Source organism: Bradyrhizobium sp. USDA 3364 (genome assembly GCF_054056355.1).
The window spans coordinates 147,839-162,156 of the sequence record NZ_JBSRYG010000002.1 but is presented as its reverse complement, the minus strand read 5'-3'; the positions used below and the strand labels follow the sequence as shown (position 1 = coordinate 162,156).

General features: G+C 63.5%; 15 protein-coding genes and 1 pseudogene. 11 read left to right on the top strand and 5 right to left on the bottom strand.

Annotation, left to right across the window (positions count from 1 at the left end; genetic code table 11):
• Positions 1-17: 17 nt before the first annotated feature.
• Entirely contained in the window at positions 18-392 is a 375-nt protein-coding gene (locus ACVILL_RS01010) for a hypothetical protein (RefSeq protein ID WP_456727430.1), read from the bottom strand.
• Between the two features lie 112 nt (positions 393-504).
• On the opposite strand from ACVILL_RS01010, the gene ACVILL_RS01005 reads away from it, so the two are divergent.
• The 11 genes from ACVILL_RS01005 to ACVILL_RS00955 all read left to right on the top strand — a co-directional run bounded on the left by ACVILL_RS01005 (position 505) and on the right by ACVILL_RS00955 (position 10,666).
• A complete protein-coding gene (locus tag ACVILL_RS01005; protein ID WP_456727429.1) occupies positions 505-1,206 on the top strand; it encodes an RNA polymerase sigma factor in 702 nt (233 codons plus the stop codon).
• 140 nt (positions 1,207-1,346) lie between these two features.
• Positions 1,347-2,171: a flagellin gene (locus ACVILL_RS01000; protein ID WP_456727428.1), complete on the top strand. Its 825-nt coding sequence runs from the start codon at positions 1,347-1,349 to the stop codon at positions 2,169-2,171.
• 63 nt (positions 2,172-2,234) lie between these two features.
• A complete protein-coding gene (gene fliD, locus ACVILL_RS00995) occupies positions 2,235-3,932 on the top strand; it encodes a flagellar filament capping protein FliD (RefSeq protein WP_456727427.1) in 1,698 nt (565 codons plus the stop codon).
• On the top strand, positions 3,932-4,375 hold the full coding sequence (locus tag ACVILL_RS00990) for a flagellar export chaperone FliS (RefSeq protein ID WP_456727426.1): 444 nt from the start codon (positions 3,932-3,934) through the stop codon (positions 4,373-4,375). Before fliD ends, ACVILL_RS00990 begins: the two co-directional genes overlap by 1 nt.
• A 94-nt stretch (positions 4,376-4,469) precedes the next feature.
• A complete protein-coding gene (locus ACVILL_RS00985) occupies positions 4,470-5,000 on the top strand; it encodes a hypothetical protein (RefSeq protein WP_456727425.1) in 531 nt (176 codons plus the stop codon).
• A 231-nt stretch (positions 5,001-5,231) separates the two neighbouring features.
• Positions 5,232-5,900, top strand: a complete 669-nt coding sequence (locus tag ACVILL_RS00980) for a flagellar hook assembly protein FlgD (RefSeq protein ID WP_456727424.1) — start codon at positions 5,232-5,234, stop codon at positions 5,898-5,900.
• Between the two features lie 19 nt (positions 5,901-5,919).
• Entirely contained in the window at positions 5,920-7,203 is a 1,284-nt protein-coding gene (flgE, locus tag ACVILL_RS00975) for a flagellar hook protein FlgE (RefSeq protein ID WP_456727423.1), read from the top strand.
• A complete protein-coding gene (locus tag ACVILL_RS00970) occupies positions 7,200-7,457 on the top strand; it encodes a hypothetical protein (RefSeq protein WP_456727422.1) in 258 nt (85 codons plus the stop codon). Before flgE ends, ACVILL_RS00970 begins: the two co-directional genes overlap by 4 nt.
• A 19-nt stretch (positions 7,458-7,476) precedes the next feature.
• Positions 7,477-7,932 (top strand): flagellar protein FlgN, encoded by a 456-nt coding sequence (locus tag ACVILL_RS00965; RefSeq protein WP_456727421.1) that lies wholly within the window; start codon positions 7,477-7,479, stop codon positions 7,930-7,932.
• A gap of 27 nt (positions 7,933-7,959) precedes the next feature.
• Positions 7,960-9,741 (top strand): flagellar hook-associated protein FlgK, encoded by a 1,782-nt coding sequence (gene flgK / locus ACVILL_RS00960; protein ID WP_456727420.1) that lies wholly within the window; start codon positions 7,960-7,962, stop codon positions 9,739-9,741.
• A 16-nt stretch (positions 9,742-9,757) separates the two neighbouring features.
• Positions 9,758-10,666 carry a flagellin gene (locus tag ACVILL_RS00955; protein WP_456727419.1) on the top strand — a complete coding sequence of 303 codons (909 nt, stop codon included), beginning with the start codon at positions 9,758-9,760 and terminating at the stop codon, positions 10,664-10,666.
• 192 nt (positions 10,667-10,858) lie between these two features.
• Here the strand turns inward: ACVILL_RS00955 and ACVILL_RS00950 are convergent.
• From ACVILL_RS00950 to ACVILL_RS00935, 4 genes and pseudogenes are all read right to left on the bottom strand, one after another.
• Positions 10,859-11,799: pseudogene (locus ACVILL_RS00950) on the bottom strand (substrate-binding periplasmic protein).
• Positions 11,796-12,146 (bottom strand): c-type cytochrome, encoded by a 351-nt coding sequence (locus ACVILL_RS00945; RefSeq protein ID WP_456727418.1) that lies wholly within the window; start codon positions 12,144-12,146, stop codon positions 11,796-11,798. Before ACVILL_RS00945 ends, ACVILL_RS00950 begins: the two are co-directional and overlap by 4 nt.
• A gap of 13 nt (positions 12,147-12,159) precedes the next feature.
• On the bottom strand, positions 12,160-13,824 hold the full coding sequence (locus ACVILL_RS00940; RefSeq protein ID WP_456727417.1) for a methanol/ethanol family PQQ-dependent dehydrogenase: 1,665 nt from the start codon (positions 13,822-13,824) through the stop codon (positions 12,160-12,162).
• 232 nt (positions 13,825-14,056) lie between these two features.
• The gene (locus ACVILL_RS00935) at positions 14,057-14,302 is read right to left on the bottom strand and encodes a hypothetical protein (RefSeq protein WP_456727416.1); all 246 of its coding nucleotides are present in this window, start codon (positions 14,300-14,302) and stop codon (positions 14,057-14,059) included.
• Positions 14,303-14,318: the final 16 nt, after the last annotated feature.

Here is a 14,318-nt window from a genome sequence, read left to right as displayed (position 1 = left end):
AAAATTCCCGCCAGTCCTCATGCATTGAACGCGTGCGTGAGACAGATCAGGCGCGTCGGTCCAAAAAAGTTGATGCGGGATTCGAAAACGCGCGCTTCGCGACTGACAGATTCAAAAAATCCGATAACGTCGAAATCGTGATTCGGAAAAAATTGCCTAGTCGCGATCGTCGAATGCAAGATGACGACCAACGGCAATGGATCACTCGCATGCTCCGCGCATGCATGCGTTCGCGTGGCGTTAGTTGATGTGACAACAGCGTTTTCCGGCGCGACGAACTCTCCCGCGGGAATGCGAGGCGATGCTGAACGACTGCTCCAGATTCCGTCGAACTTTTCCCTGCGCCTCCGCGCAGCGGCAGCTTTTGCCGGGCGGGCGGCAAAAAAATCCATCTAAGCATTTGAAAAACAACAAAAAAACTTCGCCTGGTTTGCTCGACCCCTCCGTTCAACGCTCAGAAGCCGCATGGGATGTGTGCCAGCGGCGCTGGTTGGAGAGCGGGGCATGAGTTACGCGCTTGAGGTGATGGCAGCGGCCGAGGTGGAGGCCACGACGGCCGCGGTTGCGCCGGTCGAAGCGGATGCTCCCTGGAGCAACGTCCCCACGGTTGCCGATGCGGGCCCGCTCGACACCGTCGAGATCCAGGACGAAGACAAGGAGCTGCTCGACCGCCTTGCCGCCGGCGACGAGGCGGCGTTTCGTGCGCTCGTCGAACGTCATGTCGATCGCGCCTACGCGATCGCGCTGCGCATCGTCGGCAACGCCGCCGACGCCGAAGACGTGGTGCAGGACACGATGCTGAAGGTGTGGACCCATCGCGGCCGCTGGCAGCACGGCCGCGCCAAGTTCTCGACCTGGCTGTATCGCGTCGTCAGCAACCGCTGCATCGATCTGCGCCGCAAGCCGCGCACCGAGAATGTCGACGTCGTGCCCGAGGTTGCCGACACGCAGCTCGACGCCTCGACCGTCATCGAGCGCAACGAAATCGGCAATCTCCTGGAGGTCGCGATGCAGCGGCTGCCCGAGCAGCAGCGCGTCGCCGTGATCCTCTCCTACCATGAGAACATGAGCAACGGCGAGATCGCCGAGGTGATGGATACGACGGTCGCCGCGGTGGAGTCGCTGCTGAAGCGCGGGCGGCAACAGCTGCGCGAAATGCTCAAGCGGCACGAGCGGGACCTGCGCGGCGCGTTTACCGACTGCTAACCATAAATTCCGGCTTCTGAAGATTTCGCGCCTGACCACCGGCGGCCGACCCGTTTGATCGGGCGGACGGGGGCTGGATCCGCGTCACCTCACGTTTTCACGATGCGGCATGCCATGCCCCATCAGCACAGGAGCTAAACATGCCGGCAATTTCCACCAACACCGCCGCGAACTCTGCGGTCCGCTACCTCAACATCAACTCGCAGCAGGAAACCAGCGCGCTGTCGAAGCTGTCGAGCGGCTCGCGCATCACCTCGGCTTCCGACGACGCGGCCGGTCTCGCGATCTCGACCCGCATCTCCTCCGACATCACGACGCTGCAGCAGGCCGCCACCAACGCGGCGCAGGCGACCTCGATCCTGCAGACCGCCGACGGCGGCGCGTCCAACATCTCCGACATCCTGGCCCGCATGAAGTCGCTGGCCTCCGAGTCCGCCTCCGGCACCGTGGCCGACTCCAGCCGCGCCTACATCAACTCGGAATTCACGCAGCTCAAGGGCGAAATCGACTCGATCGCCTCCGGCACCCGCTACAGCAGCCAGAGCCTGCTCGATGGTTCGAGCGTGTTCTCCTCGGGCGTCTCGGTGCTGGTCGGCTCGACCTCGGCCGACACCATCACCATCACACTGACCAGCCTGACCTCGTCCTCGCTCGGCGTGACTTCGCTCGACGTCTCCAGCCTGTCCAGCGCCACCAGCGCAATGTCGGCCCTCGACAGCGCGATCGACACCGTGTCGTCTGCCCGCGCCGAGATCGGTGCACAGGAATCGCGCTTCAACTTCTCGGCGGACTCGATCTCGACCCAGACCCAGAACCTGCAGTCCGCCAACTCGGCGATCAAGGACGTCGATATCGCCGCCGAGCAGGCGACGCTGTCCTCGGCCGAAGTGAAGACCCAGGCTGCGGTCTCGGCCGAAACGGCGGCCAACCAGATGCCGCAGTACCTGCTGAAGCTGCTCGGCTAATTCGAAAGACAGATCGGGCCGGCATGATGCCGGCCCGATTCTCACTGCGGCGGAAGTGTCGACATGACGGTTAGCAGCGCCACCTCGAGCACATCAAGCACGACGTCGACCAGTTCCGCCAGCACGGTGACCACGACCGGCACAACCAACTCGACCAGCATCGATTGGGATGCCCTGATCGAGGCCGAGGTCAACGCCAAGCTGGCCGCGGCCACCTCGATCACCACGACGATCACCGCGAACCAGGCCAAGATCACGGCCTACCAATCCTTGCAGACCGAGCTGTCGACCCTGGCGAGCGGGTTGTCGTCGCTCAGCACCTCGATCATCAACTCGATCGCCACCAACGCATTCGCCACCCGTTCGGCGACGATCTCGTCTACCGGCGACGTTAGCGCCTCCTCGGCGCTCGACATGAGCGTCAACAGCGGCTCGGCGACCGGCGATCACACGCTCCAGATCACCCAGCTCGCGACCGCGCAGAAGGTGATCGGCTCCGCGCAGTCGAGCACGTCGGCGGCGCTGGGCCTCGCCGGCACGTTCTCGCTGGGCCTGTCCGGCGGCACCAGCACGGCGATCTCGATCACCAGCGGCATGTCGATGCAGGATATCGTCGACACCATCAACGCCCAAACCTCGACCACCAACGTCCAGGCCTCCATCGTCCAGGTGTCGAGCGGGTCGTATCAGCTGGTGCTGACGGGAACCGAGGACGCTGCCGACATCACCTATTCGTCGACATCGGGCGACGACATCCTGAACAAGCTCGGCGTCACCGACACGACCGGCGCCTTTACCGATGTGCTGCAGAAGTCGCAATCCGCTGAATTCTCCCTCGACGGCATCGCGCTGACGCGCAACACCAACGATATCTCCGACGTTCTGTCCGGCGTCACCTTCGACCTGCTGCAGCCGACGCCGAGCGGCACCAGCCTGAACATCAGCATCGAAACCGACACCAGCCAGATCACGACGGCGCTTCAGACCTTCGTCACCAACTACAACGCGTTTCGCGACCAGGTGATCGCGCAGTCCGCGCAGAATTCCGATGGCACGGCCGCATCTAGCGCGGTGCTGTTCGGCGACAGCACGATGCGCGATATCATGACCCAGCTGCAGCAGGTGCTCAGCGGGACCGTGAACGGCATGACGATGGCGGATCTCGGCCTGTCCTTCAACGAGAACAACGAGCTGCAGCTCGATACCGGCACGCTGTCGACCGTGCTGACGCAAAGCCTTTCTGGCGTCACCAAGCTGTTGTCCGCGCAGACGACGACGTCGTCGAGCCAGCTCGGCGTGGTCAACACCGGAACGTCGCCGCAGTCATTCACGCTCGACCTCACGGTGGATTCGACGGGAACGCTGACCGGCGCCTCCGTCGGCGGCGACAGTTCCGGCTTTTCGGTGGTCGGCAATACCATCATCGGCAATTCGGGCACGATCTATGCCGGCATGGCGTTCAGCTATACCGGATCGACCTCGCAATCGATCACCGTCACGTCGACATCCGGTCTTGCGACGCAGCTTTACCAACTCGCGCACACCAGTTCCGGGACCAGCGGTCAGCTTCAGACCCTGATCACCAATTTGCAGTCGCGCGATACCGATCTGTCGTCCCAGGTCAGCGACATCCAGAGCAATGCGGCGACCTTCAAGGCGCAGCTGCAGGTCCAATACGCCAACTACCAGGCCGCTATCGAAAGCGCGAACAACACGCTGGGCTACCTGAAAGCACTCCTAGACGCAGCATCGAGTAACTGATGACACAGAACGCGACCGCCTACCTCGCCAACAATGCCTATCGATCCGCCGCGGTGGCGGTGCCGCCCCTGAAGGCGGTGGTGATGCTGTGCGACGGCGCCATCACGCTGTTGCAGAAGGCGCTGGATGCGCACGAGGCGAAGCGCTTCGAGGAAGGCCACACCTATCTGACGCGGGCGACCGCGATCCTGCGCGGACTGAGCCACCATCTCGACGTCGCCCGCGGCGGCGCGATGGCCGATCGTCTGTTCCGGACCTACAACGCGCTGATCATGGCGTGCTTGCGCTCCTACGGCCGGCCGCACGCCAGGGAGAATTTCCGGCGCATCATCGCGAGCCTGACGGAGCTCCGCGACGCCTGGAAGTTCGTCGAGACGACCGCCGGCAAGGCCGCCAAGGCCAAGGCGCTCGATAAAACGCTCGAATCAGCCACCGGGCGCTGAGCGGGCGAATCCTCCCGGCGAACCCGGTTTCGCCGGGAGGGCGGGCTGTCGTGGCGAGCCTCCTGGTGGGGAAAAAGGCCATCCGGTGAGCCCCATGTTGGATCTGGCGCACCCGCGGCGGAAATTGATTTCCGCCGTCCCGCGAATGCTTTATGACAGCCTTGGCGACGAGGCTGGATCTGCGCGCGGGATGGACGTTGCGACATTCGAAGACCTGATCGACCGGCTGGGGGAGGATCTGTCCCGCTGGCCCGACGATCAACGTCTTGCCGCCGTCCAGCTCCTCGCATCGTCAGCCGAAGCACGGACGCTCTACGAACAGGCGAGCACGGTCCGCCGGGCGCTCGCGGCGCCGCCGGTTCGCGCCCCCAAGGGCTTGGCCGACCGCATCGCGACCGCGGCCGCGAAGCTGCCCCAAGAGAAACTGCAGAAACTGCCCCAGGAGCCGGCCTCGGAGCCGGCACCGCCCAATGATCAGCCGAGCGATGCGCAGGCTGTGGGCGAATCCGCACAGCAAGGCAAGGTGCTGCCGGCGCTGTTGCTGGCGCTCTGCCTGTTGCCCGCGCTGACGCCGCCGGCGTTGTTGCTCGGCGGGTCGGATCTGCCGATCAGCCTCTTGCTCTAAGCTTTCCGCACTTTATGGCGCTCCGCGCTGTCGCGGCAGCTCGATCCGCGCGCGTTCGTGAGCTGTCGTGGCGGCGGCCGATCGGCAAATTCTGCCGATTAATCAAATGATTTCAGGCGGATGAATCCGCGCCTGAATTCGGCGCGTCGTCCGTTTTATCTGCGAACGACTTCAAGACCCCCATGTTCCACCGCGTTCCGTCGCCTAGCCCGCGGCGAAGAGAGCCTTGTCATGACCGTTTCCTCGGCAGTCTCTGCAGCAACCTCCGCCTCGAGTTCGTCGTCGAGTTCATCGACCAGCGCTTCGATGGGGATGAGCTCGACCGATTTCCTCAACCTGCTCGTCAGCGAGTTGCAGAACCAGGATCCGCTGAACGCCACCAGCACGACCGACTTCATCAACCAGCTCACCTCCTACGCCAATTTCACCGAGCAGCAGTCAACCAACGCCAGCATGACGTCGCTGGCGAGTTCGTTCTCGAGTCTCGTGACGCTCAACTCGGTCAACTACATCGGCCACACTGTCGAAGCGAAGACCAACACCGCGGAGCTGACCAACGGCTCGGCGACGTTCGGCTACTCGCTCACCTCGGCGGCCTCCAACGTCGCGATCACGATCCAGGACTCCTCGGGCAACACGGTGTGGAGCGGCAAGGGGACCGGAAACGCCGGCTCCAACAGCTTCACCTGGAATGGCCAGACCACGAGCGGCACCCAGCTCAGCAATGGCGGCCGGTACACGATCTCGGTGACCGCGACCGACTCCGCCGGAAACTCGCTGCTTAGCTACACCACGATGACGGGAACGGTGACCGGGATCGATGCCTCCGGCTCGACGCCGTCGCTGCTCGTGAACGGCGTCCCCGTCAGCGCCGCCAACATTATCGGCGTCACGTCCTGATTGCTTCCGGAGTATTATCATGAGTCTCACTGGTGCTCTTTCCTCGGCGATCTCGGCGCTCAATGCACAGAGCCAGTCGCTCGCAATGATTTCCGATAACATCTCCAACGCCGATACCACGGGTTACAAGACCACGTCGGCGATGTTCGAGGATCTGGTGACGGCGTCGAACAGCGCCACCTCCTACACGTCGGGCGGCGTCACGGTGTCCGGCCGCGCCAACATCACCCAGCAGGGCCTGTTGTCCGCGACCACCAATGCCACCGACGTCGCGATCCAGGGCAGCGGGTTCTTCGTCACCACCAACGCGACGTCCGGCGGCACCACCTCGTATACGCGCAACGGTGCTTTCACCACCGACAATCTGGGTTATCTCGTTAACAACGGCAACTACCTCGAGGGCTGGCGCACCGACGCCGACGGCAACATCGTCGGCAATGCCTCGGCCGCGAGCCTCGGGCCGATCAACACGCAGGTGGCCTCGACCAGCGGCAGCGCCACCACCAAGACGACGGTCGCGGCGAACCTGCCGGCCGATGCCGCCGTCGGTACGACCTTCAACAGCTCGATGACGGTCTACGATTCGCTTGGCACGGCGAGCACGATCCAGATCGATTGGGAGAAGACCGCCGATAATACCTGGGAGGCGAGCTTCGAGACGCCAAAGCTCGCGTCGGACTCCAGCACAGACAGCGCCAACGCGATCACCGATACGGTGGCGATCACCTTCAATAGCGACGGTTCGCTCGCCTCGACGGTACCGAGCCCGCCAACCATCTCGGTGACGGGCTGGAAGGATGGTGCGGCTGACAGCTCCGGCACCAGTGCCATCACGCTCAATCTCGGTACCGTCGGCAAGACCGACGGCCTGACGCAATACTCCTCGGGCCAGACCACGCCGGCGGTCGATCTCACGAGCATCACGTCGGACGGCCTGCCTTACGGCAAGCTGAGCAGCATTTCGATCGGGAAGGGCGGCGTGGTCGACGCGACCTATTCCAATGGTCAGACGATCGCGATCTACAAGATTGCGGTCGCGACCTTCAGCGACCCCAACGGACTGAGCGCGGCCAGCGATGGCATGTATTCCGCGACGGCAGCCTCCGGCAACGCCACGCTGCAGACCTCGGGGAGTAATGGCGCCGGCACGATCTACGGCAGCGAACTGGAATCGAGCACCACCGACACCAGCGGCCAGTTCTCCAACATGATCTCGGCGCAGCAGGCCTATTCGGCGGCGTCGCAGGTGATCACCACCGTCGACAAGATGTTCGATACCCTGATCTCGGCGGTGTCGCGATGATGGAAAACGCAAGCGGCGAAGATGCCTTGTTACGGAAGCTGCGGCGCCTGACTGGACGGGCGGGGGCCGTCAAGGCCCACGATCGGGCCCAGCTCACCGCGCTGCTCGACGATATCGGAACATTGAGAGACCAGATGATGCGCGAATGCGCACGGCTCGACCAGGAACTCAACCGGGCCACGGTCCGGGTCACGGCGATCACGGCGTACGGGCGCAGCGCACAATCGGTCCGCGCCCTGCGTCGCGGACACTAGCTTGAACGGGAGCGATGACATGACACCGGAACGCAACATCAAGATCAATCCCGCTGGCAATGACGAGCGCGCCAGGTCGTTGATCGCGCTGATCGACAATCTGACCGCGATCGTGAACGAGGAGAACGTCGAGCTCGCCAAGGGGCTGCCGGCCTCGCGGCTGAAGCAGGTCGACGAGAAGAACCGTCTCGCCACCCTGTTCGAGCAGTGCGTGGCGGAGGCAGTCGGCAAGGCCGCAAACCTCAATGTCCACGACCGCGTGCTGCGTGAGCAACTGATGGACCGCATTCTGAAGCTGCGGGTCGCGATGGACGAGAACGTGATGCGGCTGCGCGCGGCGATCGATGCCAGTAACCGCAGGATCGAGGCGATCATGCAGGCAATCCGCGAGCAGATCGCAAACGTCTCGCCTTATGGGGCCGGCGGCCGTCGCGTCACGCCCGCGATGTCCTATGGCACCAACGTGCGGGCCTGATCGGGCCGGCGCCGGAGGGAGTGGGCCGTGTCATCGCTCGATATTGCACGAAGCATCGCGTTCAGCGGGCTGTCAGCCACGCAGGTGCAGATCAGCATAGCCTCGGCGAATATCTCCAATGCCGACACCAGGGGCTATACCGAGAAGACCGCCAACCAGAGCAGCAGCGTCACCGCCGGTGTCGGTACCGGCGTCACCATCACCGGCATCACCAGCGCGGTCGACAAGCTGCTGCTGAAGTCGCTGGTCGGGGTCGATTCCGATCTTGGTGCCGCCGACACCAACAACAACTACCTGACCGAACTTCAGCAGCTCTATGGCTCAACCTCGAGCTCGGACAGCTCCACGACGGGGACTTCGCTCGCCAACACAATCGCAGCATTCGAGTCGGCGCTGTCGTCGCTGGCGAGCACGCCGAGCAGCGCGTCGCTGCAGGCGAACGCCGTCAGCGCGCTCAACGCGGTCACGGCCCAGCTGCAGCAGACCTCGAGCGGCATCCAGAAGCTGCGGGCCGACGCCGACCAGGATATCGCCTCGTCGGTCAGCGACATCAATACCGACCTGCAGCAGATCTCCGACCTCAACAAGCAGATCAAGCAGGAAGCGGCGGCGGGCCAGCAGACCGCCGATCTCGAGGATCAGCGCAACAGCGCGCTGCAGGATCTCGCGTCGCAGATGAACGTGAGCTACTTCACCAACTCGAGCGGTGACCTGCAGGTCTATACCGGCTCGGGGCAGGCGCTGGTCGACAGCACGGTGCATCCGCTGAGCTACACGGCGGCGTCCAGCGTCACGGCATCGACGACGTATGTCGCGGGATCAGCGACGAGCGGCTTCAGCGGCATCACCGTCAACGGGGTCGACATCACCTCGCAGATCTCCTCCGGTAAGGTCAGCGCGTTGATCACCCTGCGTGACCAGACGTTGCCGGCGGCGCAGTCGCAGCTCGATGAGTTGGCTCAGCAGCTGACGGCAAGCGTCAATGTGGTATCCAATCAGGGCACCTCGCTACCACCGCCGGCGAGCCTGACGGGCACCGCCACCGTGAGCGGTACAACGCCGTTGTCGGCGACCGGAACGGTGCGGATTGCAGTGACCGACAAGAGCGGCAATCTGGTGTCCTACAAGGACCTCGATCTCTCGTCTGATACGACGGTCAGTGGGCTCGTCAGCGATATCAACAGCAATGTGCCCGGCGTTACGGCGTCGGTCGATGCCAATGGCCATCTGTCGATCTCGGCGACCGGATCCGGCAACGGCGTTGCCATCAACGAGATGACGAGCTCGGTCGGTAGTTCGGGGCAGGGCTTTTCGGACTATTTCGGGCTCAATGACCTCATCACCGGCACCAACGCTTCGAATATCGCGGTGCGGAGCGACATCCTCAGCGGCACGGCGACACTGCCGACGGCGACGCTCGACGCGTCGTCCACCCTGACGGTCGGAAGCTCGGTGCTGTCGTCGGGCTCGGCGACGGTGGTGAATGCGCTCTCGAGCGCGCTGACCGGGTCGACCAATTTCGGCATGGCGGGCGGGCTCGGTGCGACCACCGGCTCCTTCACGGATTATGCGGCTGCGATCGTTGCCAACGTCGCGGGCAAGGCGACCCAGGCGTCGGCGACCTACACCGCCAAGCAAACCGCGCAGTCGACCTATGCGAGCTCACTGTCGTCGCAGTCCGGCGTCAACATTGACCAGGAAAGCGCGAATCTGAGCGCATTGCAGAACAAATACGCTGCCGCGTCCCAGATCATCACGGCCATCAACGCCATGTTCTCGGCGCTGATGACCGCGATGAGCGCAAGCTAAGCGTGAGGCCGTCGTCATGTTGATGCGTGTTGCCACCTTCGCACAATCGGATCAGATGATCACCAATGCGCTGCGCCTGCAGGCGGTGATGGCCAACGAGCAGGTGCAGGAGTCCTCCGGGCTGCAATCCGAGGATTTCGGGGGATACGGTTCCAGCGCCGGGCGCGTCATCAATCTGCAGGTCTCGGTGACGCGCGCCCAGACCTATATCGATGCTAGCAACCTCGCCGACAACAAGGTGCAGGCGATGTACTCGGCGGTCGGCTCGGTGACCGATATCATCACGCAGCTCCGGACCCAGCTCAGCGCCGCCACCACCGGCAGCAGCACGGCGACCGCATCGGTGATCAACTATGCCCAGCAGGCGATGTCGCAGATGCAGGGGTTGCTCAACACCGAGTATGACGGTGAATATGTCTTCAGCGGCGCCCGCACCGACACTGCACCTGTCGATCTGTCGAGCTTCGACACCGGCACCGGCTCGCTGACGACGTCAGACAGCAGCTACTACAAGGGCGACAGCGAAATCGCGTCGGTGCGCGTGTCGGACAGCCAATCGGTCTCCTACGGCGTCACCGCTGACAATTCGGCATTCGAGCAGGTCCTGCGGCTGTTGAAATATGTCGGCAACAGCTCGACGTTGTCGTCGAGCGATATCTCGCAGGCGCTCGGCCTCGCCAGCAGTGCGCTGGATGCAACCTCCACCGTGCAGGCCAAGCTATCGACCGCGGCGTCGCAGATCGAGACCGCCAGTACCAACCAGAGCGACTACCAGAACTTCGCCAAGACGCTGTCGACCAACCTCACCAGCGTCGACGTCGCTGCGGTGACGGCGCAGCTCGCGACCTATCAGGCGCAGCTGACCGCGTCCTACTCGGCGATTTCCAAGATCCAGAGCTTGAACCTGGCGAGCTATCTACGATAGCGGGGCTCGCGTTCCGGTCGGTGTCAGCAAGCAGACCCGAGCTCTTTCCCCGTCATTTGCGAGGAGCGTCAGCGACGAAGCAATCCATGTCTTCGCTTGCGACGCCATGGATTGCTTCGCTTCGCTGGCAATGACATGGAAAGAGCGCGCGCGATGATGTAATGGCGGTCGTCTGCCTAGCTACAATAAGTGCTAGCGGTTCAGGATCTTCAGCCAGACATCGCCGAGGATGATCGGCTCGCGCGGGGGAAGCCAGGTGAGGCCTGCGGCCTTGCCGAGCTCGGCAATGGTGCCCTTGGCTTGCAGATCGGCCAGCACGTTGTTGACCTCCTCCAGCAGCGCCTTGTCGGCTTCGAGCGCGACATAACCGCGGTTGGCGCCGATCGGATAATAATAGCCCGAGGCCGTGATCTTCGTGTCGGGATGTTCAGCGCGGTAGGCGTCGAACCGGCGCAGGTCGAGCAGCGTGGCGTCGTATTCGCCGCGCTCGAGCTCTCTCCCAGCAGGTCGCTGCGCCCGGGAACGAGGTGGGTGATGTCCTCGATCAGCTTTCCCTTGTCGAAGGTCATCAGGATCGCATCGCCCAGCGTGCCGCTTTCGATGGTCAGGCGAAGGCCGGCGAGATCGCCGATATCGGTGATCTTGCGGTCCTTGAGCTTGTCCGTGGCGTTGGGGCCGAGCACGACGCTCATCGGCGAATAGACATAGGGCCGGCTCGGCGCCAGGACCCCGATCGGGATCCGCCGGCGGCGATCCTCGCGGGTGGCGCCATCGAAGTCCGGCAGCTTGGCCGTCGTGACGCCGGGCGCCTTCAACGAGTCTGTGGTGAGCGCGTAGCTGCCGACCAGCGAGCAGCGCCCGTCCGACAGCAGCGCGTTGGCTTCGAGCGCGGGGCTCGAATCCTCGTCGAGCTTGCTCTCGAACCACTGGATCTTGAGCGGCCGTCCCAGCCGCTCGGCAATCACTTGCGCGAGCGCCACGTCGAAACCGGAATCCGGCTTGCCGCGATGATGCGCCGACAGCGGCGGGAGATCCTCGTCGAGGCATACCTTGAGCGGATCATCGGCGGCATGCGCTGCCGCCGTCATGCCAAGAAGCAGGGCCGTCGCCGCGCCGGCAAGCCGGGCCCTCATTGGGGCCTCCGGGTCGCGAGGAACGCCCAGACGTCCGCGATCTCCTGCTCGCTCAGGATGTCGGCCCAAGGCGGCATCTTGCCGTTCTTGCCTTGCTTCACTGTTGTCACGAAGCGCGTCTTGTCGCCGGCAAAGGCGCGCAGGTCCGGCGTGATGGTGCCGGAATTGACCATGTTAGGCCCATGACAATGCGAGCAGTTCTTGGCGTAGGTGACCTTGCCCTGGTCGGCCTGACCTTCAAGGTCGGTTGCGCTGGGTTGCTGCGCGGCCGCCGGGATCAGCATGATCAAGGCTGCCGCGACGGCGGCGAAGATCGCCGCCGTCAACAGGGATACTCTTTCAGTCACGTTTGCTCCGCGCTCAGTTCTTGACCGCGAAGACCCACAGCGAGCCGCCGGGTGGCACCTTGGCGAGCCGCTCGTCGCCGGAGAACAGCGAATAGACGCCGCCATAGCCCGAGTTGACGGCGACGTACTGCACGCCGTCCTGCTGCCAGGTGATGGGTTGTCCTTCGATGCCCGAGCCGGTCTGGAACTGCCAGAGCTTCTTGCCGGTGTCGGCATCGAACGCCTCGAATTCGCCGGTCAGCTGGCCGGAGAACACCACGCCGCCGGCGGTGGAGAGCACGCCGGAGAAGCGCGGAATGTCGCTCGGCGCTTCCCACTTCGCCTTGCCGGTCATCGGATCGATCGCCTTGAGATGGCCGCGCGGTCCGGTGCCCCATTCCCAGGGATCGGTGAGGTCCATGCCGAGATACCATTCGCCCTGCTTGAACGTCACCGGTTCGGCCTTGTACTTGCCGCCGAAGGCCAGCGTGTTGGCGTAGGCGAGGCCGGTCTGCGGATTGAACGACATCGGCTCCCAGTTCTTGCCGCCAAGGATCGACGGATAGACCGTGACCTTCTTGCCCTCACGCGCATCCTTGGCGATGTCGGTCTCGATCGGCCGGCCGGTCTTCATGTCGATCCCGGTCGCCCAGTTGACGTTCACATAGGGATTGGCCGCGAGCAGCTTCCCGTTGGTGCGATCGAGCACGTAGAAGAAGCCGTTGCGGTTGGCGTCCATCAGCACCTTGGTCGGCTTGCCCTCGACATTCATATCGGCAAGCACCATCTCTGCCACCGAGTCATAGTCGAACGGGTTGTTCGGCGAGAACTGGTAGTGCCACTTGATCTTGCCGGTCTTCGGATCGAGCGCGAGCACCGAGCAGGTGTAGAGGTTGTCGCCGGGACGCACCGCCGAATTGAACGGTCCGGGATTGCCGATGCCCCAATACACCGTGTTCAATTCCGCATCGTAGGAGCCGGTGATCCAGGTCGATCCGCCGCCGAGCTTCCAGGTGTCGCCCTTCCAGGTGTCGCCACCAGGCTCGTCCGGGGTTGGGATCGAGTAGGTACGCCAAAGCTTCTTGCCGGTCGTCGGATCCCAGCCGTCGATGAAGCCGCGGGTGCCGAATTCGGCGCCCGAGATGCCGGTGATCACGACGCCGTCGGCGACCAGCGGCGCCACCGTCATCGAGTAGCCTTCCTTGATGTCGGCTGCCTTCTCGCGCCACAGCTCCTTGCCGGTCTTGGCATCGAGCGCAATCACATTGGCGTCGAGGGTGGTGCGGAACACCTTGCCGTCATACAGCGCGGCGCCGCGATTGATGATGCCGCAGCAGACGATACGCGGCGTCTCGGCGGGATATTCGACCTTGGTTTTCCAGATCTGCTTGCCGGTCTTGGCGTCGATCGCGATCGTGGCGTTGTGCGTGGTGACGTAAAGGACGCCCTGGTAAACGAGCGGCTGCGATTCCTCGCTGCGGTCGTCATTCAAGCTGTAATTCCAGACCGGCACCAAATTCTTGACGGTGTCCTTGTTGATCTGGTTCAGCGGCGAGAAGCGCTGAAGATTGTAACCCATTCCGTAATTGAGAACGTTCGATGTATCAGTCGCACCCTTGACCAACTGCTCGTTGGTCTGGGCGCTTGCACCATACGATGCAAGTATTACGAGGCTTGCGGCCAGCGCAATGCGTCTCATCCTATCCTCCCAATGAACCTTTTTCCTTGCACGCCTATTCCTGACGTTGCGGATGGAACCATCCGCCTGAAACCAAAACGGGTCAATACGAAAACGTGAACGAACCCCAGCCGACCGCTGCTGACTCGTTGAGCGCGTCAGGTTTTTCGCAGATGCGGCCGTGGCTTGCCGTCGCGTGGAATACACAACACCAAGCGCGGTTGGCCGTTATCTCGCAGCGCGAACGGCTCGATCAGCTTGACGGCGTATGGGGGCAGACGCTCGAGCGCGGCTTCGTGCCCCGCTTGTCCGGCGGCACATTGCAATTGTCGATGCGCTGCTCGTCGGTCCATTTGCGGCCGAGCCGCTCCTTGCCGGTGAGCGTGCGCTGCTGGACCGCCTCCGCCGCGGGGGCGGGAGCCCGGTTCTGCGCTGACACGGGCGCGATCAGACCGAGCGCAAGGAGGCAGCCCAACGTGGTCCTGCAAATATCGCTCATGAGATCACCTCGCTCG